General features: G+C 58.2%; 14 protein-coding genes. 7 read left to right on the forward strand and 7 right to left on the reverse strand.

The window, feature by feature from the left end; all coding sequences use genetic code 11:
- Positions 1-55 precede the first annotated feature (55 nt).
- The 5 genes from IPK32_17705 (at position 56) to IPK32_17725 (ending at position 7,717) form a co-directional block, all read left to right on the forward strand.
- Positions 56-814, forward strand: a complete 759-nt coding sequence (locus IPK32_17705) for an ABC transporter permease subunit (GenBank protein ID MBK8093753.1) — start codon at positions 56-58, stop codon at positions 812-814.
- A 60-nt stretch (positions 815-874) separates the two neighbouring features.
- Complete coding sequence (locus IPK32_17710; GenBank protein ID MBK8093754.1) at positions 875-2,992, forward strand: GldG family protein; 2,118 nt, start codon at positions 875-877, stop codon at positions 2,990-2,992.
- A 101-nt stretch (positions 2,993-3,093) separates the two neighbouring features.
- Positions 3,094-4,527 carry a hypothetical protein gene (locus IPK32_17715; protein ID MBK8093755.1) on the forward strand — a complete coding sequence of 478 codons (1,434 nt, stop codon included), beginning with the start codon at positions 3,094-3,096 and terminating at the stop codon, positions 4,525-4,527.
- A 239-nt stretch (positions 4,528-4,766) separates the two neighbouring features.
- Positions 4,767-6,542: a 4Fe-4S binding protein gene (locus tag IPK32_17720; protein ID MBK8093756.1), complete on the forward strand. Its 1,776-nt coding sequence runs from the start codon at positions 4,767-4,769 to the stop codon at positions 6,540-6,542.
- A complete protein-coding gene (locus IPK32_17725; protein ID MBK8093757.1) occupies positions 6,539-7,717 on the forward strand; it encodes a D-galactonate dehydratase in 1,179 nt (392 codons plus the stop codon). The genes IPK32_17720 and IPK32_17725 overlap by 4 nt, the downstream gene beginning before the upstream one ends.
- 6 nt (positions 7,718-7,723) lie before the next feature.
- On the opposite strand, the gene IPK32_17730 is transcribed toward IPK32_17725, so the two are convergent.
- The gene (locus IPK32_17730; GenBank protein MBK8093758.1) at positions 7,724-9,082 is read right to left on the reverse strand and encodes an alginate export family protein; all 1,359 of its coding nucleotides are present in this window, start codon (positions 9,080-9,082) and stop codon (positions 7,724-7,726) included.
- Between the two features lie 95 nt (positions 9,083-9,177).
- Here IPK32_17730 and IPK32_17735 point away from each other — a divergent pair, with 95 nt between their 5' ends.
- Entirely contained in the window at positions 9,178-10,020 is an 843-nt protein-coding gene (locus IPK32_17735) for a DUF1080 domain-containing protein (GenBank protein ID MBK8093759.1), read from the forward strand.
- Positions 10,021-10,048: 28 nt separating this feature from the next.
- On the opposite strand, the gene IPK32_17740 is transcribed toward IPK32_17735, so the two are convergent.
- Positions 10,049-10,945, reverse strand: a complete 897-nt coding sequence (locus tag IPK32_17740) for an alpha/beta hydrolase (protein MBK8093760.1) — start codon at positions 10,943-10,945, stop codon at positions 10,049-10,051.
- Positions 10,946-11,003: 58 nt separating this feature from the next.
- Here IPK32_17740 and IPK32_17745 point away from each other — a divergent pair, with 58 nt between their 5' ends.
- Positions 11,004-11,711, forward strand: a complete 708-nt coding sequence (locus IPK32_17745) for a prolyl oligopeptidase family serine peptidase (GenBank protein MBK8093761.1) — start codon at positions 11,004-11,006, stop codon at positions 11,709-11,711.
- 22 nt (positions 11,712-11,733) lie between these two features.
- Here the strand turns inward: IPK32_17745 and IPK32_17750 are convergent, their stop codons facing one another.
- The 5 genes from IPK32_17750 to IPK32_17770 all read right to left on the reverse strand — a co-directional run bounded on the left by IPK32_17750 (position 11,734) and on the right by IPK32_17770 (position 20,359).
- Entirely contained in the window at positions 11,734-13,992 is a 2,259-nt protein-coding gene (locus tag IPK32_17750) for a molybdopterin-dependent oxidoreductase (GenBank protein ID MBK8093762.1), read from the reverse strand.
- 3 nt (positions 13,993-13,995) lie between these two features.
- On the reverse strand, positions 13,996-15,543 hold the full coding sequence (locus IPK32_17755; protein MBK8093763.1) for a dimethyl sulfoxide reductase anchor subunit: 1,548 nt from the start codon (positions 15,541-15,543) through the stop codon (positions 13,996-13,998).
- On the reverse strand, positions 15,540-17,270 hold the full coding sequence (locus IPK32_17760; protein MBK8093764.1) for a NirA family protein: 1,731 nt from the start codon (positions 17,268-17,270) through the stop codon (positions 15,540-15,542). Before IPK32_17760 ends, IPK32_17755 begins: the two co-directional genes overlap by 4 nt.
- 111 nt (positions 17,271-17,381) lie before the next feature.
- On the reverse strand, positions 17,382-18,974 hold the full coding sequence (locus IPK32_17765) for a flavodoxin domain-containing protein (GenBank protein MBK8093765.1): 1,593 nt from the start codon (positions 18,972-18,974) through the stop codon (positions 17,382-17,384).
- Between the two features lie 11 nt (positions 18,975-18,985).
- Positions 18,986-20,359 carry an alginate export family protein gene (locus IPK32_17770; protein ID MBK8093766.1) on the reverse strand — a complete coding sequence of 458 codons (1,374 nt, stop codon included), beginning with the start codon at positions 20,357-20,359 and terminating at the stop codon, positions 18,986-18,988.
- Positions 20,360-20,523: the final 164 nt, after the last annotated feature.

A 20,523-nucleotide genomic window follows, 5' to 3' on the forward strand; every position in this document is an offset into this window, starting at 1 on the left:
CCGCCCACTCTTTTTTCTTTCCAACCAACCACTCCAACCCCTCGATATTCCGCTCATGACTAAACGCGACATCGACAATACCCTCGCCGTCTTCAAACGCGAGTTCCTCGGCTACTTCAATTCGCCCGTGCTCTACGTCATCGTGATCATCTTTTTGCTGACCACGATGGGCTTCACGTTCTTCTTCTCACGCATCCTCGATAGCGATGACGTCTCGCTGTCCTCCCGCTTTTTCGTGTGGCATCCGTGGATCTACACCGTGCTCGCTCCCGCTGTGGGCATGCGTTTGTGGTCGGAGGAGCATCGCCTCGGCACCATCGAGCTGCTCATGACCATGCCCGTCTCCCCCTGGCAGGCCATTTTGGGGAAATTCTTCGCGGCGGCATTTGTCTGGCTCATCGCGCTGGCCCTCACTTGCACCGTCGTGATCACCGTCTGCTGGCTCGGAGAGCCTGATACGGGCCCGATCATCAGCGGATACGTCGCCAGCTATCTGTACGCTCTGGCCTGCCTCGCAGTGACCTCCGCCATCAGCGCCATCACCCGCAGCCAGGTGGTGTGTTTCATCATCAGCGTGGCTTTCTGCCTCGGCATCGCCCTCATCGGCGATCCTGGCTTTACCCAGGCCATTGTGAACTTCGTCCCCGCTGGCTGGGAGAGTGTGGTGCGCTTCATCAGCTATTTCAGCTTCATGGATCACTTCTTTGAAATGACCAAGGGCATCTTCGTCTTCCGCGACGTGCTTTACTTCCTCTCCGTCATCATTGGTGCCCTGTTCATCACCGATCTGGGCCTCCGCTCCAAGCGTGCTTGATCGTGAACCACTCTTCGAACTTACCCTTTTTCATTCTTTAATTCTCAATCTCTCACCTGCATGAGCGCTTCCAATAAGACAGCCACTCTCGGCATCACCGCCCTGCTCGTCATCGCCGTCATCGTCGCCGTGAACTACCTCGTCGGCGGCATCGGTTTCGGAAACTTCCGCGTCGATCTCACAGAGGACGGTCTCTTCACCCTCTCCCCCGGCACAAAGAACATCCTCAGCCGCATCAATGCGGATGAGCCTGTCACCATCAAATTCTATGCGACCAATGACGACCGCGTCATGCCCAATGTGCTGAAACCCCATTCTCGCAACATCGAAGACCTGCTGCTGGAATATGAAAAACAAAGTGGCGGCAATGTCAGTCTCGAGGTCATCCACCCGAATCCAGACACGGATGATGAAGACAAGGCCAAGGAAGACGAAGTCCGTGGCATGCAGGTCAATCAAGAGGGAGATAACATCTACCTCGGCATGACCATTCAGTGCCTCGATCGGAAAGAAGTCCTCCCCTTTCTCAGCCCTGATGATGCGACCGCCCTGGAATATGAAGTCTCCCGTGCTGTCGCAAAGGTGATCAAGCCCGCCAAGACCATCGTCGGCTACATGAGTGCCATGCCCATCGGTGGCTCTCCCATGTACATGATGCAGCGCCAGCGTGGCCAAGAGCCCTGGGCCGTCATCCAGCAGCTCCGTGCCGATTACGAGGTGCGTGAGGTCCCCCTCGCCACCGACAAGGTCGACAGTGACATCACCGTCCTCATCCTCATTCACCCTGCTGACATCACGGAGAGCACCGAATACGCCATCGACCAATACCTCCTCGGCGGTGGTAACGTCATCGCCTTTGTCGATTCACAGAGTCTCCTCGCACAAGCTTACAGCGGTCAGCAGAATCCCATGACAGGTCAGCCTGGACAGATGGTCAATAACACCTCCGATTTGGCGACCCTTTTTAAAGCCTGGGGCATCAACTACAAAAAAGACCAGATCGTCGCCGACATGAACTACCGCGGCATGATCCAGGGCCGCATCAATCCTACCGCGCTCCAGATCCCCGCCAAGTCGCTGAATGCAGACGATCGCTTCACCACGGGCCTGCAATCCCTCACTCTCATGGGTGCAGGCTCCTTTGGAGTCGATAAAAAAGAAGGCATCGATGCCATCACCCTCGCCACCAGCTCGGAGACATCCGAGCTCATCGACCAAGCCGCCGCTGAAAAACTCCGCCGCGAAGATCTCACCAGCTTCACCCCCAGTGGCAAAAAGCAAATCCTAGGCGTCCGTCTCCACGGCAAATTCAAAAGCGCCTTCCCCAACGGCAAACCCGCCGCCCCCGCCGCTCCCAAAGAAACTGGCGGTGCCGAACAGGATGCTACCTCTCCTGCCGCATCCAATCCTACTCCCGCTCCGACTCCGACTCCGACTCCGACTCCGACTCCCGCTGCGGCCTCTGCTCCGGCTCCTGCAACCGCCACCACGCCCCCCGTCGCCGTTCCAGCGACATCAGCCCCAGCCGCCATCACTCCAGCTCCTGCTGCACCCGCTACACCGAAGCCCGCAGCCGCCGCCACTGAGCCTAAGAAAGACGACGGTTCCCTCAAAGAATCCAAAGACAGCGAGCGCAACGTCATCCTATTCTCCGACTCCGACATGCTCTATGATGCCTTCAGCCTGCGTCAGGGTGAGCTAGGTGTGGGACTCGTTAGCAATGGCGGCAATCTCCCCATGATTCTCAACGCCGTCGAAATCATCGCCGGTGGCGGTGACCTCGTCCAAGTCCGTAATCGCAAGTCCCCCGTCCGTCCCTTCTCCAAGCTCAAGGAAATGCGTGAGACGGTGGAAGAGAAATACCGCCCAAAACTCGTCGCACTCGAAGCGGATCGTCAAAAAATCGCCGAACAGCTCAGCAAAGCCCGTCCTCAGCTCGATCTGAAAAAAGGCCAAATCCTCATCGACAACGCCACTATGGCCAACATCAAGGAAATGGAGAAAAACTCTCGCAACATCGAGCTCGAAGTCCGCAAAATCAAAAAAGACGTCAATAAGGAAGTCGAGCAGAACAAGACCTGGCTCAAGGTGCTCAACATCATCGCTGTCCCACTTCTTTTGCTCATCATTGGTCTCCTCCTCGCCATGCAGCGCCGCGCCGCTACCGCCGCCGCCTGATCCCCAGCCAGAAGGTCCGAAAACCGAGTCACCGAGATACTCATTCCATCTCCCCCCACTCTTCGCCCTACGCCCATAGCTCTCCGCCCCCGCTTTCCGTCATGAAGAAGATACTCACCCTCCTCATCGTCCTCGCCGGCATCCTCGCCATCGCCTATTACCAGAGCAACGAGCGCAACTCACGCCTCAATCGCTCCACAGGCAGCGCCAAGCATCGCGAGCTGCTCATTGAAGAGCTCGATATCAACGGCATCAAAAAACTCCACCTCAAAGAGGACAAAAAAGAGACCACCATCGAGGTCAAAGGCGACCGCTGGGTCGTCGCCGAGCGTGGTGGCTACCCCGCCAACAAAGAGAAGCTCCAAGAGCAGCTCATGTCCCTCCGCTTTGAAAAGGTCAAAGCCGCACGTCGCGTCGGTAAAGACTCCTGGGGCAAAATCGGCGTCAACTCGCCTGGCGATGCCACAGCCTATGGTGTCGGTACACTCGTCGAGCTGCATGACGACACTGGCGGGGTGAAGCATAGCATGGTGCTCGGTGGCAAAGTCAATTCCTCCGGGGGCTCCAATGACCAAATGGCCATGTTCGGCGGTGGCCCCACTGGCAATCGCTTCATCCGCCTCAAAGACGACACAAACATCTACGAAGTCGCCAATCAATACGAAGGCCTCGCCAATGATCCCGCTGCCTGGCTTTTGAAGGACTTTGTCAACGTCGCCAATATCCAGAGCCTAGAGGTCATCGCCGCCAAACCTGAAGACTCCTGGAAAGTCTCGAAAAAGGCCGAATCCGACGCCGACTTCACCCTCGAAGGTGCCAAGGCAGGAGAGAGTCTCGACAACGGCAAAGCCTCTGTCGCCAGCTTCCTCAGTGCCCCACAGTTTGATGACGTCCAGCCGAAGGAAAAAGCCGCTGAAACCATGAAGGACTCCGTCAAAGCCGTGATCACCACCTTTGACGGCTTCACCTACACCATCCAGGCCGCCAAAAAAGCCGTCGATGGCGCGGACAAATACTTCATGATCGTCACCACCACCGCCAAGATCGCCGATAAGCGCCCCGCCGTGAAAGACGAAAAAGAAGAAGACAAAAAGAAAGCGGACGAGGCCTTCGCCAAAACCAAAAAAGAACTCGAAGACAAGCTCGCTAAAGAAAAAGGCTTCGACGGCTGGGTTTACCAAGTCAGCGAATACACCATCAATACCATCTTCAAGAAGCGCTCCGAAATCCTGACGGAGAAAAAAGACGAGTCCCCCAAAGAGCCCACCCAGCCCGTCATCCCCGGTCTCACTCCTGGTACCATTCCCGGCCTGATGCCCTCCTCTTCAGCACCACCCCCAGCGGCCCCCACTAGCTCCGTGCCGCCGCCAGCCAGCGCTACCTCCGCCCCCATCACGGTCACCACCCCGCCTGTCAGCGCCACATCCGCCGCTAATGTGATCAAGGACAAAGCCCCGCTCCCGGAGGCACCTAAAGTCGAACTCAAGCCTGCTCCTGCACCCACCTCTCCGCCCGCTGCTGAGGCGAAGAAGTAAATGCTGCCTACGATCGCATTTTTTGACTTCGTAGACTCATAGTGGGAATGGGCAGACATCGGTCATCGAGCCTTAAGATGAATCGGCGTCACTTCGCCGCGCCTCCGTCAAAAGTTCTCGATGCGGCACTTCGTGTTTCACATTAAGGCGTAGAGAAGCTGTGTTGGATGAGAAAACTGCGACCTTGTGCTCCGCACTAGGCCGCTCACACATCTCGCTTTCCGCACCACGGTTCTTCCATGCGCCTCAACCACTATCTCCCTACGCTCAAACGAGCGAAAAAGGCGGATCGCAAGCCGCCTGGGAAAGCGCGACGCATTTTAGAGCGGATCGGGCCGACGATGGCCTCCGCACCCCTACGGCGGCTGATTCAGGCGATTTGCCTCGTGACGTTCCTAGTCTCGTTTTTTTATGTATGCTGGCCCTATACGGCCAAACCAGCCTCGACAGATGAAGCGCCCGCCACTGAGTCCGCGCTGGATGCCCTGCTTGCAGGCGAAAAACCATGGCCCTCGCATTACACCGATGATTTGGCTCAAAAAGAGGCCGTACTGCCTGCAGATCTTTTTCTGCGGATCGATCCACTGGTGAGTCTGAGCACTGCCATCGCATCGCGGAGCTGGATTTACTCTCTGCTCAGTGCTGGGATCATCCTACTGGGGTGCCTAATAATCCCTCGCGGCTTTTGTGGTTACTTATGTCCATTGGGCTCGCTCATCGACTTGTTTGACTGGCTCGTCGGACGCCGCGTTCGGCGCTTTCGCGTAAAAGGGGAGGGCTGGTGGGTTCACATCAAATACTACCTCCTTTTCGGCACTCTGGTGGCAGCCGCAGGTGGTGTGCTCATCAGCGGCTTTTTTGCCGCCATTCCGGTGATCACGCGGGGCCTGCTTTTCCTCGGTGAACCATTGCAGACGGGTTTTCTACGCGGCTGGCATCTCGTGGTGCCATTTCATGCCGGGCATGGCATTTCGATTTTGCTCTTTCTCGGCGTACTCGGCTTGGGACTGCTTCGCCCGCGTTTTTGGTGCAAATACGTCTGTCCCAGCGGTGCGGTGTTTTCCGTGGCCAATCTTTTCCGTGTGACCGAGCGCAAGGTAGAGGACACCTGCATCAAATGCCGCAAATGCGTGGACATCTGCCCCTTTGACGCCATCAAGCCGGACTTCACCACACGCGTGTCCGACTGCACCCTGTGTCAGACCTGCGGCGGCGTATGCCCGAGCCTCTCGATCAAGTTCGTGGACCGCTGGGACGTGATGAACCTCAAAAATCGCAACGAACCACCCACGCACGAGACACCTCTCGGCAGACGTGGTTTTGTATCGCTCGCCACTGGCAGTGCGCTAGCCGTCACAGGCGGTGCCGCTGCAAAAGCCGCATCAGGCCTGTGGGGAGCCGATTTGGACAATCCGGCGGCGTTTCGCCCTGTGCGTCCGCCGGGCAGCGTGCCGGAAAAGGAGTTTCTGCAAATGTGCATTCGTTGTGGTGAGTGCTTCAAAGCCTGCCCGAACAACGTCCTTCACGCAGAAGGCTTCGAGCAGGGCCTGGTAGGCCTGTGGACACCCATGGTGAAGGCCGACTGGGCAGGTTGTGAGTCTAGCTGCAATGCTTGCGGCCAAGTTTGCCCCACAGGTGCCATCCAGCCACTGCCGCTAGAGGTAAAGAAGAAAACACGCATGGCTTTGGCCGAGCTGAATCTGCAAACCTGCCTGCCACATGCGGGCAAAGAGGCCTGCCAGCTCTGCGTGGACGACTGCACAGCCGCTGGCTACAACGCCATCGAGTTCGTGCAAGTCCACACCCAGATGGACGCGGCGGGCAATCCCATCGAAGACAGCGGCTTTGTCGCTCCTGTCGTCCTCGCGGACAAATGCGTGGGCTGCGGTTTATGCCAGACACGCTGCTATGGCATCAATGTCCTCGAAAAAGGCATCCTGAAGAAGTCCGCTATCAAAATCGCCGCCGGCAATGGGAAAGAGGACCGCGAAATGCCAGGTACAACTCCATCATGAAAATCACCGCCATCGAAACCCTCGTTTGCCACGCCCGGATGCGAAACTGGGTCTTCGTCAAAGTCGTCACGGATCAGCCCGGCCTCATCGGCTGGGGTGAGGCCACGCTGGAGTGGCATACGCGCAGTATTGTTGGGGCCATCGAAGACATGTCCCATCTGCTCATCGGCGAGGACCCGACTCGGGTCGAATATCTCTGGCAGGTGATGTATCGGCAGCACTTCTGGCACGGTCATGGCATCGTCCGGGCCACCGCCATCGCTGGCATCGACCTCGCGCTGTGGGACATCGTGGGCAAAGTCGCCAACATGCCACTCTCCAAGGTCTTTGGCGGTCCCGTGCGGGATTGGGTGCGCACCTATTGCCACCTCGGCGGTGGAAAGATGGAGGATTTTTACCAAACACCCGCCGACAACGCGAAACGCTTCGCCGAACTGGCACAGCAGGCCGTGGCAGATGGTTACACCGCCTTTAAAAGTATGGCCGTGCCCAGCACCATGCCCATCGAGGGCATGAAACCCATCCGCGCTGCCGCCGCAGCCGTCGCGGCCATGCGCGATGCCGTGGGGCCAGACATCGACATCATGGTCGATTGCCACGCACGACCATCACCCGCCATGGGGCTGAAGTTTGGCAAAGCGCTCGATGATTTCGGCCTCTACTTCTTCGAGGAGCCCTGCTGGCCGGAGGCGGTCGATGGTCTGGCGAAGATCAATGCCGCACTCACCACGCCCGTGGCCAGTGGCGAACGTGTGACGAACCTAGAGGCCTTCAAAGACATGTTTGAGAAGCGGGCCGTCGAGATCTGCCAGCTCGACATCACGCACTGCGGCGGCCTCAGTGCTGCGAAGCGCATCGCCGCACTCGCAGAGGCACATCGCATCGCCTTAGCCCCGCACAATCCGCAGGGGCCCGTCAGCACCGCCGCCTCTCTCGAATTCGGTTTCAGCCAGCCGAGCTACATCATCTGCGAAACCGTGCACAACGACGTGCCCTGGCGTCAGGACGTGGTCGAGGAAGGCTTCACCATCGAAAAACAAGGCCGCATTGTCCGCCCCAACACCAAACCCGGCCTCGGCATCACCATCAATGAAGCCGAGGTGAAGAAACACCCCTTCCAGCAGGAAATCGTCCTACGTGAGTTCAGCCCCGACGGTGCCGTGACGGACTGGTGAGGCCACTCAGAATCCACGGATGCTGATTTCCAAATACGCGAAATCGCTGTCACCTCGGCGCACATTCGTTTCGACAAAGCTGCCGGGCATGAAGTGCGCGTAGCCGAGAGTCGCTTCAATTTGCTGATTTACCTGCCAGCGGGCGCGGATGTCGAGCTCCTGTCCCAGGGAGCTGCCGCTAGCTCCAGTGAGATCGCGTGCATTCCGAGCACCGGGGAAGCGATCCGTCGCACTTTCCAACCAATAGGCGCTGTAACCGAAGTCGATGCGCAGATACTTACGCGGGGTGAGTTCCACTCGCAGTTTCGGTGTGCGGATGTTTTCATAGACGATGTACTCATTCGCGGACCAGGGGCGGCCAAAACCATAAAACCGCTCAAAGCGATTATCCGTGCCATCCGTGGGATCATGGTCACCCGTGGCGTGACCATAAAAAAGGCTCACTCGTGGCTTCCATGCATGCGCCCAGCTATACCCGACCTCCGCCGTCGCGGCCCAGGCCCGAATGCTTCGTGGGCCATTGCTGCCAAACTGCTGCGTGTAGCTGAAATCATAGTCGAATCCGCCCTCCAGCACTCCATAGGCCCGCAGTCCAGGGGAGTGGACGCTCCGCTCCTGCACCCCTGCATACGCAGACTGATGCAGACCGAGATAAAAGGGCTCCAGCGTCAGCTCCGGCCCAAAGCCGCGCCAGTGACCGATAGCGGCATACATCCACATCTGCTCCACGGGCCGATCCCAGTCATAAAGACTGCGTGCGAGCGGCTGCACGGCCAAAAGATCGATCTGCCAATCATTTGCCTCCTGTCCGAGTGACGCGGTGAAGCCCTGGAAGGCATTGGCAGTGTTTCGCCATTGATTGTTCCCGATCAGGCGGCGGTCCAGCAATTCAAAATTGTGAATGCCGTAGCGCAGACTCAGCGGACGCGGGTTTCCGCGTAGATCATGGCCCAGCGCCGATTTGAAATACAGCTCCACGTATAGGCGGGTGAACTCAAATTCGTTCACATCGCGGTTGTCGCGTGGATAGGCACTGCCGTAGCGGCGTGCATCCTGCATCTCCACTGCAAAGCGCAGCGGATCGATCACATCATGGACGCCCATGTATGCCCGCGTGCGGTGCAGCATCAGATCGTCCAGTCCGCCCTGTGCCCGCCGAATATCGTCATCGCGGTACTCATAGCGAAATCGGTAATCGAGGCCGAGATCCAGCCACGCTGCCTCTTTGAGCACGCCTTTTTGAGCATACTTCGGCAGATCAGGATCACGCGTCGTGCTATAGCTACGCGGCGCGGTGTAGTAGCTCTCCGCCGCGAATGCAGAAGCAGCGATAAAGATGTTTATAATCCGATAAAGGAAGGACATGTGGCCGAGCAGTCTCCACTGAACGATAAAACTGCTTTTGTCATGCTCATGGCTTGCAAAAAGGCATTCGCGGCATCGTTTGCTGCCGCCCACACATGAAACTCATTCTATCCACTCTCATCCTCAGCGCCGCAGCACTCGCGGCTGCCGATTCGAAGCCTAATACTGCTAAAGCTGCAAAAGCCGAAGATAAACCCTCCCCCATCGGCTACTCCGATACGCCCATCATTCCAGGCACGCAGTGGAAGGTGCATGACATCGATCGCCCGCGTCCCGTAGCCGTCGCTCCTGGCAAAAAAACTGGTGATGCACCCGCAGATGCCATCATCATCTTTAACGGCAAAAATAGCGACACCCTCCAAGCAAAGGAAAAAGACGCCAAAGGCAAAGAAACCGGCAAAATCATCCCATGTCCCTGGGAACTCAAAGAGGGTGAACTCCTCATCAAGGGGGGCGACTGCTGGACGAAGCAGGAATTTGCCAGTTGCCAGCTCCACCTTGAATGGATGAGCGAGCCCAACACCGCAGGCAATTCACAGAAGAAAGGCAATGCAGGCATCTTCTTCATGGACCGCTACGAGACGCAGATGCTCGACTGCCACAACAATCCCACCTACGCTGATGGCATGACCGGCGGCGTCTATGGCCAGACCCCACCGCTGGTCAATGCGGTGCGTCCCGCCGGCGAATGGCAGGTCTATGACATCATCTTCACCGCTCCGAAGCTCCAGAATGGAAAAGTCTCCGAGCCAGCCTACATCACCACCTTTGTGAACGGCATCTGTGTGCAGAACCACACCCGAATCCTAGGCCCCACCAAGCACAAACAGATCACCGATTACACCGGTGACTTCCCAGAAAAAGCCCCCATCCGCATCCAGGATCACAAAAATGAGCCCCCCGTGCGTGTGCGGAACATTTGGGTCCGTCCTATGTGAGCTAAAGTAGATCCAATAGCCATGTTCCTCACAGCTTGGCCTTTGAAACTAGGTGCCGCAGCAGAAACGCTGCGGCACTTGTCTTTTCACCCGTCTGATCCTGTATTACGATGCAGCTCACGCCATCTGCCGCGCATTCCTTAGCGATGGCACGGGCATGCTGGATGCAGTGCAGCCACTCACCGCGATTGCTCGGCGCATCGACCACCTGTGGGTTATTCAGCAGCAGAGGTGGGTCCCCCGGCGTGATCCAGCCCAGCATGTCGCACTCACGCAGGATCGCCTTGCCCTTCTCCGTCGAAAGCGCCGCGAATCCTGGCTGATGGTAAAACAAAGCTGCCTCCATCTCGCTCGTGCGGAACTCTGGCTTCGCCTTCCCGAGAAAGGTCTCCCAGCGAGTGACATCATAGGTAGCCTGCGTGGCATTGCACACCGCACAGGTGAGCCGGGAGGACTCCCGCAGCACTGGATCTGTGGCCTGTGGGTCCGCCAGATCATCCCGTGTCGCCAGCCACAGGGAGGTGCCAGCACCCGCACTACCGCCGATGGCTGCGAAGCGAGTTTTATCCAGACCCCATTCACCGGATTTGCTGCGTAGGAACTGCACCGCACGGCCGCAGTGCTTCAGGATGTCCTGGATAGGCATGTGCGTGAGGAATGGGTAATTGATCGCGGCACAGGACACTCCGCCATCCACGAGCGATGCCATGTCCCTATCCTTAGCATACTTGGACTTATCCCCATTTCGGAAGCCTCCACCGTGAATGAATACCACCACTGGCGCTGGCCCCTTGGCTGCCTTTGATGGATAAAAATCCAGTCGATCCCGCTCATGCGGTCCATACGCCACATCGGCAAATTCCGGCGTCAGAGCCGGTGCCGTCGTCGAAATAAGAAGTAGCCCGATGAGGATGCGAAAAATCATGTTCGCAATCCAACGCGGAATCACAGCAAAGGTTGTCGAAATGCCACGTTAAACCCGCATGGTCAAAACTCTCGCCCTCCTGCTCCTCAGCGCAACAGCGCTGCTCGCTGATACTCAGACACCTGCCTCCTATGTTGGAGATTTCGTCATCAAGGTGAACTACCGCTACCTCATCTCCCGCCCAGAGGGCTACGAGGCCGATCCAGCGAAAAAATGGCCCCTCATCCTCTTTTTGCACGGCTCCGGCGAGCGCGGCACCGACCTGGAGCTACTCAAAAAGCACGGCCCTCCGAAACTCATTGCCGCAGGTCAGCAGATCCCTGCCGTCATCGCCAGCCTGCAATGTGAGCCCAAGCAAATCTGGAATCCCCATGGCGTGAAAGCACTCACCGACCACCTCGTCCGCACCGAGCGCATCGACACCGCACGGATTTACCTCACAGGCCTCAGCATGGGCGGATTCGGCACCTGGGAGACCGCCTTTGAGTACCCAGATACCTACGCTGCCATCGCCCCCATCTGCGGAGGCGCAGGCGTGCGCTGGGTCATGGCAGAGCGCATCGCCCACTTGCCCTGCTGGATCTTCCACGGCGACAAAGACGCCGCCGTGCCCGTGGAGTTCAGTGTGAAAATGCACAAGGCGCTCGAAAAACTCGCAGCCCCCGTGAAGCTCACCATCTACCCCGGCGTCGGCCATGACTCCTGGACGCAGACCTATGATGACCCCGCCTTCTGGAAGTGGCTGCTTGAGCAAAAGAAACCGTGATGGTGCTCGGAGCTTTTCAATATCACACGAAAGCAGGGAATGACTCCACCCGCACCGCTGAGTGCTTGTAGCTCGGCTGGCGGCTGTGCGGATCAAAGCTGGCATGCGTCAGTTGGTTCACCCTCCCATCGTGCATCGGTAGATATACCTCACCGGGTTTCACGCACGTCGTCAATCGGGCTACGGCGTTCAATTCAGCTCGCATGGAGATCACCCGCACTTGCAGACCATCCCGAATGCACAGCTTCGCGGCATCTTCAGGGTTCAAATCCAGCATCAGCTCCTCGGGTACCATTTTCCCCAGCACCGCCGATTTCCCCGTCCGCGTCTCCGTATGCCACTGCGCACTGGTCCCTCGTCCGGTCATCAAAATCAGCGGAAACTCCGCGCTCCGCTGCTCCGGCGGCACCACCGGCTCATCAAAACAAAACTTCGCCCGCTGATCCGCCGTGTAAAACTTCCCATCCTCAAATAAACGGGACTCACGCAAAGGCGCAAAGGCGCTAAGGTTCCCAGAGCCATTCTGAACTTTGCGCCTTTGCGCCTTTGCGTGAGACTCTTCTTCAGCTTGACCACCTGAATAGGGCCATTGAATCCCACCGCTCAGGGTCACATGCGCATACCCTTCGATCCCCGTCACATCACACGGCTGTCCTTCGGAGCAGCGTTGCAGCACACGAAACACCGCCTCCGGCGTCTGCCATTCGCGAAACATCTCCCCGCAGCCCCAGTAATGCGCGATGAGCCGGAAGATGTGAAAATCCGCCAGCGCCTGCCCCGGCGCACGGCGCACCTTCGGCGAGTAACCGATGCGACGCTCCGAATTGATGAAGCAGCCTTCTTTTTCGCCACAACCCGCCGCCGGAAGCACCAGATGCGCCCGCTTCGCCGTCTCGGTGCTGCAATACATGTCCTGCACGACGAGGAAGTCGAGCTTATCGAGCACGCGGTTCATCTCGTTCTGGTCGATCCACGAGTGACTCGGATTGGTCGCCACAAACCAAATCGCCTTCACCGTACCTGCATCCGCCGCTTGGATGATCTGATCATACGCGAGGCTCGGGCGGTCTGGAATGCGTTCGACGGGGATGCCTGTCGCAGCCGCGATCTTCTCCCGATGCACCGCATTCCGAAAATCATGTCCACCGAGTAGATTCGTCGTGTTCGAGAACAACCGCGACCCCATCGCATTGCACTGGCCGGTGATCGAATTCGCTCCCGTGCCCTGTTTGCCGATGTTTCCCGTCATCAGCGCCAAATTGATGATCGCCTGCGCCGTCCGCGTGGCCTGATGCCCTTGATTCACGCCCATCGTCCACCAGAAGGACACCGCTTTGCCTTGGCGGATGGTCTTTGAAAAAAGTGCTAAGTGATCAGTGCTCATTCCGGTTTCGGCGCAGACTCGCTCCGGGGTGAAATCGGCCACAAAGCTCTCGAAAGCCTCAAAGCCATTGGTGTGAGCTTCGACGAATGCTTTATCCACTCCACCCTCACGAATGAGCAGATGCGCCAAGCCATAGAGCAGCGTCAGATCGCTCTTCGGCTTGATCGCGTAATGCTGCGTGGCCGCCATCGCGGTTTCTGTCGTGCGTGGATCAACCACGATGATCTCTGGCTGGCGTTTGTTCTTCAACACCCGCTGCCACATGATCGGATGCGCGATGCATGGATTCGCGCCCACAAAGACGAGCACATCACTCTCCTCAAAGTCCGCGTAGGTGAAGGGCGGCGCATCAAAGCCGAAGCTCTCTTTGTAAGCCGCCACCGCCGTGGCCATGCACTGACGCGTGTTGCCATCTCCATGGATCATGCCCATGCCAAACTTCGCCAGCGCCCCGAGGAAGGCCATTTCCTCAAACATGATCTGCCCCGTGCTCAAAAACGCGGCGGCCTCGGGGCCATGCTGATCGAGGATGCGCCGCATCTGATCGCAGAAGTAACGCAGCGCCGTGTCCCAATCGACCTCCTTGCCATGCAGGATCGGCATCCGTGCCCGATCCGGCGCATCCAGCACGCTCAGTGCCTCCCAGCCCTTCGGACAGGCTGCGCCGTGGTTCACTGGGTAATCTGCATCCGGCGTCAAATTGATCGCCTCGCCATCCTTGAGATGAATCGTCAATCCACAGCCCGTGGAGCAAAACCCGCAGATCGCCTTCGTCGTCGCATCCGGCACCAGCCTCTCTGGAACCTGCCCAAGTCCGAACCTCGCGGGCTCGCGCACGAGATCGGCCGTTAGCGGGCCGGTCCATTCGCGGAAGGTCAGGGCGGGTGCAGTGATCATGGTTCAGTTTCCAGGCATCTTGGAGCCTGCGGCGGCGGTGAAGAAGTAGTGACGCTCGACGAGCTGACTGGCAAACGTCAGTGCCAACGAGATGGTGAGCATCCAGGGACTTGAGGCATCTGCGGCGATTATCACAGGAATCAGCAGTCCGGTGGCGACGAGAAGCAACGCACGCAGTTCGATATGATGTGGCAGATGCTTTTGAAGAATGAGTGCGGATTTATGCCAGGGGCAGGTTTCATCCTCCAAAGCCAGACGGTAGCGCGAAATCTCCCAAATGGAGAGACTCCAGCGAAACAGCAGCGTGAATGCCATGGCCCATGAAGCGATGGCTAGCTCGGCCCAACTCCAGATGACGGCGCACAAACCAGCGCCAAGCAGCAGCATCGTGCCGAGGAACTTGCCTGCGCTAATACGCAGCGACCAGAACGGCCGGCGTGTGTCCACATACACCATCACCGAGCAAATCACGGCGGCGAAGGCGGCCAAGGCGGTGCCTGTGACGGCGAGACGCAGCCATTCCATGCTTCCCAACCACCAAGTCGCTGCAATGGCTGCTCCTCCACCAGGTAAAGCGCCGAAGGCGAGGATCTCGCGTGACAACCATGATTTTTTCCAGCCAAGAAAGGCTCGCCATGCTTTCAACGGTTGCCCGAGATGCAGAGTGCTCAAGGCGATGCCCGCCAGACCAAAAACAAGTGCTGCTGCGCTGGTAATCGCGGCCTGATTCAGCGTCAGCATGTTCATCCACATCGCTGCTGCACAGCCGATGAACGCCCCTGCGCTCATTTGCGTGAGCACGAGCATCCAAGCTAGAGGCGGATGGCCATGATCCAACTCGATACGGCCTGCATCGGCCGCTTTCGCGGCAGTGGGAATGGGCTTCGACGAGACGTACGTCGTCGTGGGGCGTGTGTAGCTCGAATCAAAGGCTCCGGTGATGATTTGGCCGTGATCCGGCACAGCGGTGAGTTTCACGACTTTGATTTTGATCGCCTCATTCGGGCAGGCTTGCACGCAGGCGGGAGCTTCGCCCTCAGCGAGGCGGCCATGGCACATGTCGCACTTACGCACGATCCCACGCTTGAGGTTAAACTTCGGTACGTCATACGGGCATTTCAGGATGCAATACGAACAGCCGATGCACTGGTCATCGAGATGCCGCACGATGCCGGTGACGGCGTCCTTATCATAGGCGAGCACCGGGCAGCCATCCGCACAGGCTGGCTCGGCGCAGTGGTGGCAGGCGGTGGTGATAGTTTGTAGGTAAGGCTGCCGCCGCGTGCCGACGAGCAGGCCCATGTCACGCCAGCTTTCGTGGTCATCGAGACCATTGAGTGAGTGACAAGCTGCCACGCAGGATTTGCAGCCCGTGCAGGCATCCAGATTGACCTCGAAGGCATACTGCTCACCAGGGTTCGGCTTGGACAGCGGGATCAGGTGTGTGAAGCGCTCCCGAACCGACGTGGCGTCGTATTCATCAGCAAACAGTGCCACGGGAGTGCGCAGTGTCTGCTGCTCACGCAGGGCCTCTGTGACGCAGTAGCTCATGAGCTGAAAGCGACTTGGAGTTCGCCCACGCTGTGTCGATTGCAAAAGCTGTGAAAGCTCTCCTCCGGCCCTTTGCGGCCTTTCAGGTAGCCTTTCAGCATGCTCTCCAGCGTTTCGCCGAGCGCTTCAAAAGCCACGCCGCTGAAGACCTGACGGCCGATCTTGCGATTCTCGCCGAAGCCGCCACCGACGGTGATGTGATAGCCTTCGCCACTTTCAGTTTTTACTTTCGTGCCGAGCAGGCCGATGTCTCCCATGAAATGCTGGGCGCAGGAATGGGCACACCCTGTGAAGTGGATGTTCACGGGCTTGTCTAGTTTCACCCGCTTGTCGAGGTACTCCATCATCGCGATGGCGTGTCCCTTCGTGTCGGTGGCTGCGAATTTGCAATACTTGTTACCGGTGCAAGCCATGAAGCCGCTCTTCAAATTCGACTGTTCACAGGGGAAGCCGAGTTTCTTCAACGACTTCGCAAGGGTGGCCGCATAGGCCGTTTTGACGTTCGGGATGATGAAATTTTGCCAAACCGTGAGCCGCACTTCACCGCTGCCATAGCTGTCCGCGAGATCGGCGATACGGTCGAGCTGATTGGCTGTCATTTGACCGACTGGAACCATGGCACCGATATACACGAGTCCTTCCTGCTTCTGCGGATAGGTGCCGACATGCGAGTGCCCTTGCTGTGAATAGGAACGATTCTCCTGAGTCGGTGAATCCGGCGCGAGTCGTGTGAGCTTAAATTTGAGATGCTTTTCAGCCTCCAGGAGCACGCCTTCGAGACCTTTGTCATCAATGACATACTTGAAGCGGGCCTTCTTGCGGTTTGTGCGATCGCCAAATTGGATGAAGACGCGGAGCAGAGCCACCATCACGTCGTTGAGTTGCTCAGGCTTGACGATGACGCCCCAATCGCTGGCGAAGGTCTGATGCCCCGTGACGCCGCCGAGTGCGATACGGAAGAAGACTTCATCGCCGATCTTCACCGCGCTGGCTCCAATGTCGTTCGTGTCTTCCACGGAGGAGATGAGGCCGCCGCCGTCGTAAGCGATGTTGAACTTGCGTGGCAGGTCGTAGAACTCCTTCGATCCGATGATGAGCGTGGCGAGTTCGTTCACCAGCGGACGCACGTCGATGAGCTCATGCGGATCATAACCCGCGCATGGGTTCATGGTGATGTTGCGGATGTTGTCAGCCCCCGCGCCTTTGGAGTGCAAGCCGCAGCCTTGGATGCGCCGGAGTACCTCTGGGCAATTCTTTGGCTCAATGAGGCGGATTTGGAAATTGTTCCGCGTGGTGATCTGGATGTAGCCGGTGGTCAGATCCCGAGCGATGGCTGCGATCTCGCGAAGCTGGTAACTCTTCACCACACCACCCGGAATGCGCAGTCGGCACATGTAGCCGTCTTTGACGGGATTCAGCCAAAACAAACCGTTCCATTTGAAGCGAAACACGGATTCCGGCTCCGGCTTCGCATTCCACCGCGCATCCATGACGAGCTGCTCGATGGCATCGAAGGGATGCAGCTCCCGTTTGATGCGCTCTTCCTTGGTTAAATCGTCGAGCGAAGGCCCTGCGGGCGCCGCAGGAGCTGGTGCGAGATCACCGAAGGTGACTCCACCTGCCGCAATGCCCGCGAAGAAGCCTTCGAGGTAACGCTTTTGCTCAGCGGAGAAGTCTTCGGTCATGGGCACCTCGGCCCTTTCTATGGCAGGAAGGGCGGCGATCATGGCTGGTGGGCGTTTTTTAGGTTCTCACGCAAAGGCGCAAAGGCACAAAGATCAGAAGGTTTGGGAACCTTTGCGGCTTTGCGCCTTTGCGTGAGACTTCTGAATGGATCTTCAATAGACATCGCGGGCATAGCGTTTGGTTTTCTTCATGTCCGCGACGTAAGCCGCAGCTTCTTCGGCACTCTTGTTGCCTTGGGTCTGGATGATCGTGTGCAGGGCTACATCGACATCCTTCGCCATGCGTTTGGCGTCGCCGCAGACGTAGAAGTGGGCGCCTTCTTGGAGCCATTGCCAGAGTTCGCTGGCGGCTTGGAGCATGCGGGTCTGGACGTAGATTTTTTCTTCCTGATCGCGGCTGAAGGCGGTGTCGAGACGGGTGAGGTGGCCGCTTTGCACCCAGGCGATGATTTGATCGTGGTAGAGGAAATCGGTGCTGCGTTTTTGGTCGCCGAAGAAGAGCCAGTTTTTGCCGGGGGCCTGGGTGGCCTCGCGTTCTTCGAGGAAGGCGCGGAACGGCGCGATGCCAGTGCCGGGGCCGACCATGATGACGGGCTTCGTGAGGTCAGGGGGAAGGCGGAAATGGTTCGCGGCGTGGAAGTAGATGCCGGTGGTCTCGCCGAGCGGCAGTCGATCCGCGAGAAAGGTGCTGGCGACGCCTTGATGCGCGATACCATCGGCGCTGTAGCGCACCGCACCAACGCAGAGATGCACTTCATCGGCATGTGCCTTGATGCTGCTGGCGATGGAGTAGAGTCGCGGCTGGAGCTTGCGCAGGTTTTCGAGGAAGGAATCGAGCGTGAGGCCAGCTTCGGGTGTTTTGCCGAGGAGATGACGGACTTCGTAATCAGTGAAAAGGGCCTCGCGAAGGGGTTTGGTGCCGACTTGGGCGTTCGGATCGAATCCATGCGCGGCGATGACGCTATCGACGACCTCCGGGCTGTTTTTCACGAAGACACCGAGGGCGTCTCCGGTTTCATAGGTGAGGCCGCTGCCAGCGAGGGAGAAAGCGATGTGGCGGGTGTCTTTGGAGCTGCCGGGGGTGTTTAGAGGAAGGTTTTGGAGGAGCTTGGCGGGGAAGGGGTTTTTCTTGGAGTAACTCAGATCCGTCTGATCAGACGGATCGGACTGATCTTTGGAGGCACCGAGGATGGTGAAAGCATTCTTCGACCACTCCTTCGCCAGCTCATCAAACTCCACATCGCAGTCCACGCGATCCACGATGCGCGTCGCGCCGAGTTCGGAGAGGCGCTCGTCGAGCTTCTTGCCGGCGAGGCAGAAGGTGTCGGCGTAGTTTTTGTCTCCGAGAGCGAGCACGCTGTACTGCACGCCGTCGAACTTGGGGCTGCTGCCGTTTTGATTGATGCTGTCCCAGAAGGACACGGCGTTGTCGGGCATGTCGCCCTCACCCCAGGTGGAGGTGATGAGGAGGACGTTCTTGTCTTGGACGAGGTCGGCTGGTTGCAGCGAGTCGAGGCCCGCAGCTCGCGCCGCGAAGCCCCGACTCGATGCTTCCCTGGCCAGCCGCTTGGCCAAACTTTCCGCGTTGCCGCTCTGACTGCCGAAGGCGATGAGCAGAGGCTTTTTCGCCGCAGACGCCGCGCTGGGTGCACTGCGTCCGAGCACTCCGGCGAGGAAGCCATTGAGCCACGCACGTTGTTCAACGTTGAACGGTGCGTTTTCGGGGATGAGCGGCGTGATCTGCATGTGAGGTGCGGTTAAAAATCGATCTGAACCTGAGCGTAACCGAAGTGTGCGTCGTCGGAGGCACCGGTCGCAGCGAGGTAGTCGCCCGCTTTGAAGTAGGAGTAACCAAACTGGAGTCCGACGTGCGGATTGAGTTTGTAGATGGCGGTGAAGTCGAGTTCCTGACCGCGGAAGGTGCTACCAGCAGCAGGTGCGATGGGGCGCACGGCGAGCACGCCATTCACACGCCGCCAGGCGTCATTGTTGGTGGCATTCCAATACAAATGGTAGTCGAGCATGATCTTGAGCTTGGCCGTGGGCGAGAAGCTCAGGTTGAGCTGCGGATTGTGCATGTTGATCCAGCCCGTGGTGTCCATGTAGCCGTAAAACAGGTGGTTCGTGGGATAGAGGTTTTGAAAGGTGCCAATGTCGCCGTCCGCCGCATTGCTGTCGCCACTGCCGTAGTTGTATTGGACGCCGAGGCGGGGCTTCCATGGATGGGTGAGCCAGTTGTAGCCGACATTCCAGTTCCCCGCGAAAGCAGCGAGGTCACGGCCAGAGACCGTGCCGGTCTGAAAGGCCATTTCGGTGCTGTAATCCCAACCGGCGAGCTTTTTGGGGTCGCCTTTCCACAGGGTGCCAAAGGTGTAGAAGTCGGTGGTCGCCGAGGCGTTAAAAAAGTCGCCGTTGCCGTCGTCACGCTTGTTATAGACGTAGAAGTCAGTGGTGAGATTGAAGGGCACGAATTGCGTGGCGAGGTAGATGCCGCTGAACATCGCGTTGAGTGACTCGTCGTTGTCGAGGAAGGGCGACTGATTCCACATGTTGTTGGTGAAGGTGACGGGCGAGGACACGAAGAAGTCGAGCGAGTACTTTTCCGCTGCGTAACGGAACTTCACGGCGTCAAAGGTGCGTGCCTGATTCAGCCATTCGAGCGGCCCGACGAGGCGCTGGTCGCCGTAACTGAGGAACTGGCGACCGATCGTCGCGCTGATGCCTTTTTTGAGATTCCCCATCTGCACATAGGCTTTGAGGATGTCGAAGACGTCGTCGCCTTCCGCGCCGAAGGTGCCGATATCGTTCGGGCGGCTGCCGCCGATCTCGCGCACGTCTTGGCCTTGCACATAAAACTTGAGCCACGGATTCACATCATAGCCGAGGCCGAGTCGGAAGCGCTGGAGCAGCCAGGAGGCGTCCTGCGGGCCATTCAGAGCGCTGTTGAAGTCGAAGTTGTTGTCGCGGATCTCGAAGCGCATCTTTTCCTGCACGTCGATGGTGAGGTTGCCATACTTGATCGGTGCATAAGGCGGTGCCGGTGGTGCGGCAGCAGCTGGCGGTGTGGTGACGGGTGTGCCAGCGAGGGCGAGGGACGAAGTCGCAAACAGAATGGGTAGCAGCCTTTTCATGGTAGTGCGGTGTTTGGGTGTGGTGTTTGGGTTTTTGGTTTTCGGCTACGCGGCGGCTGTAGGTTCCAGGGAAAGGGTGATGAAGATGACCACTGACTGAGCCAGCCCCGTGCCAAAACCCGCCTGCGGGGAAAACAACCGATTGAATCCTTTGCGTGGTTTGG

Source organism: Verrucomicrobiaceae bacterium (assembly GCA_016713035.1).
Classification (GTDB): Bacteria; Verrucomicrobiota; Verrucomicrobiia; order Verrucomicrobiales; family Verrucomicrobiaceae; genus Prosthecobacter.

Excerpts from the sequence above, each read along its gene's own strand:
- IPK32_17755 (MBK8093763.1), bottom strand. The coding sequence starts at position 15,543 with ATGAGCTACTGCGTCACAGAGGCCCTGCGTGAGCAGCAGACACTGCGC.
- IPK32_17750 (MBK8093762.1), bottom strand. The coding sequence starts at position 13,992 with ATGATCACTGCACCCGCCCTGACCTTCCGCGAATGGACCGGCCCGCTA.
- IPK32_17715 (MBK8093755.1), top strand. The coding sequence starts at position 3,094 with ATGAAGAAGATACTCACCCTCCTCATCGTCCTCGCCGGCATCCTCGCC.
- IPK32_17735 (MBK8093759.1), top strand. The coding sequence starts at position 9,178 with ATGAAACTCATTCTATCCACTCTCATCCTCAGCGCCGCAGCACTCGCG.
- IPK32_17720 (MBK8093756.1), top strand. The coding sequence starts at position 4,767 with ATGCGCCTCAACCACTATCTCCCTACGCTCAAACGAGCGAAAAAGGCG.
- IPK32_17705 (MBK8093753.1), top strand. The coding sequence starts at position 56 with ATGACTAAACGCGACATCGACAATACCCTCGCCGTCTTCAAACGCGAG.
- IPK32_17710 (MBK8093754.1), top strand. The coding sequence starts at position 875 with ATGAGCGCTTCCAATAAGACAGCCACTCTCGGCATCACCGCCCTGCTC.
- IPK32_17730 (MBK8093758.1), bottom strand. The coding sequence starts at position 9,082 with ATGTCCTTCCTTTATCGGATTATAAACATCTTTATCGCTGCTTCTGCA.
- IPK32_17770 (MBK8093766.1), bottom strand. The coding sequence starts at position 20,359 with ATGAAAAGGCTGCTACCCATTCTGTTTGCGACTTCGTCCCTCGCCCTC.
- IPK32_17765 (MBK8093765.1), bottom strand. The coding sequence starts at position 18,974 with ATGCAGATCACGCCGCTCATCCCCGAAAACGCACCGTTCAACGTTGAA.
- IPK32_17740 (MBK8093760.1), bottom strand. The coding sequence starts at position 10,945 with ATGATTTTTCGCATCCTCATCGGGCTACTTCTTATTTCGACGACGGCA.
- IPK32_17745 (MBK8093761.1), top strand. The coding sequence starts at position 11,004 with ATGGTCAAAACTCTCGCCCTCCTGCTCCTCAGCGCAACAGCGCTGCTC.
- IPK32_17760 (MBK8093764.1), bottom strand. The coding sequence starts at position 17,270 with ATGATCGCCGCCCTTCCTGCCATAGAAAGGGCCGAGGTGCCCATGACC.
- IPK32_17725 (MBK8093757.1), top strand. The coding sequence starts at position 6,539 with ATGAAAATCACCGCCATCGAAACCCTCGTTTGCCACGCCCGGATGCGA.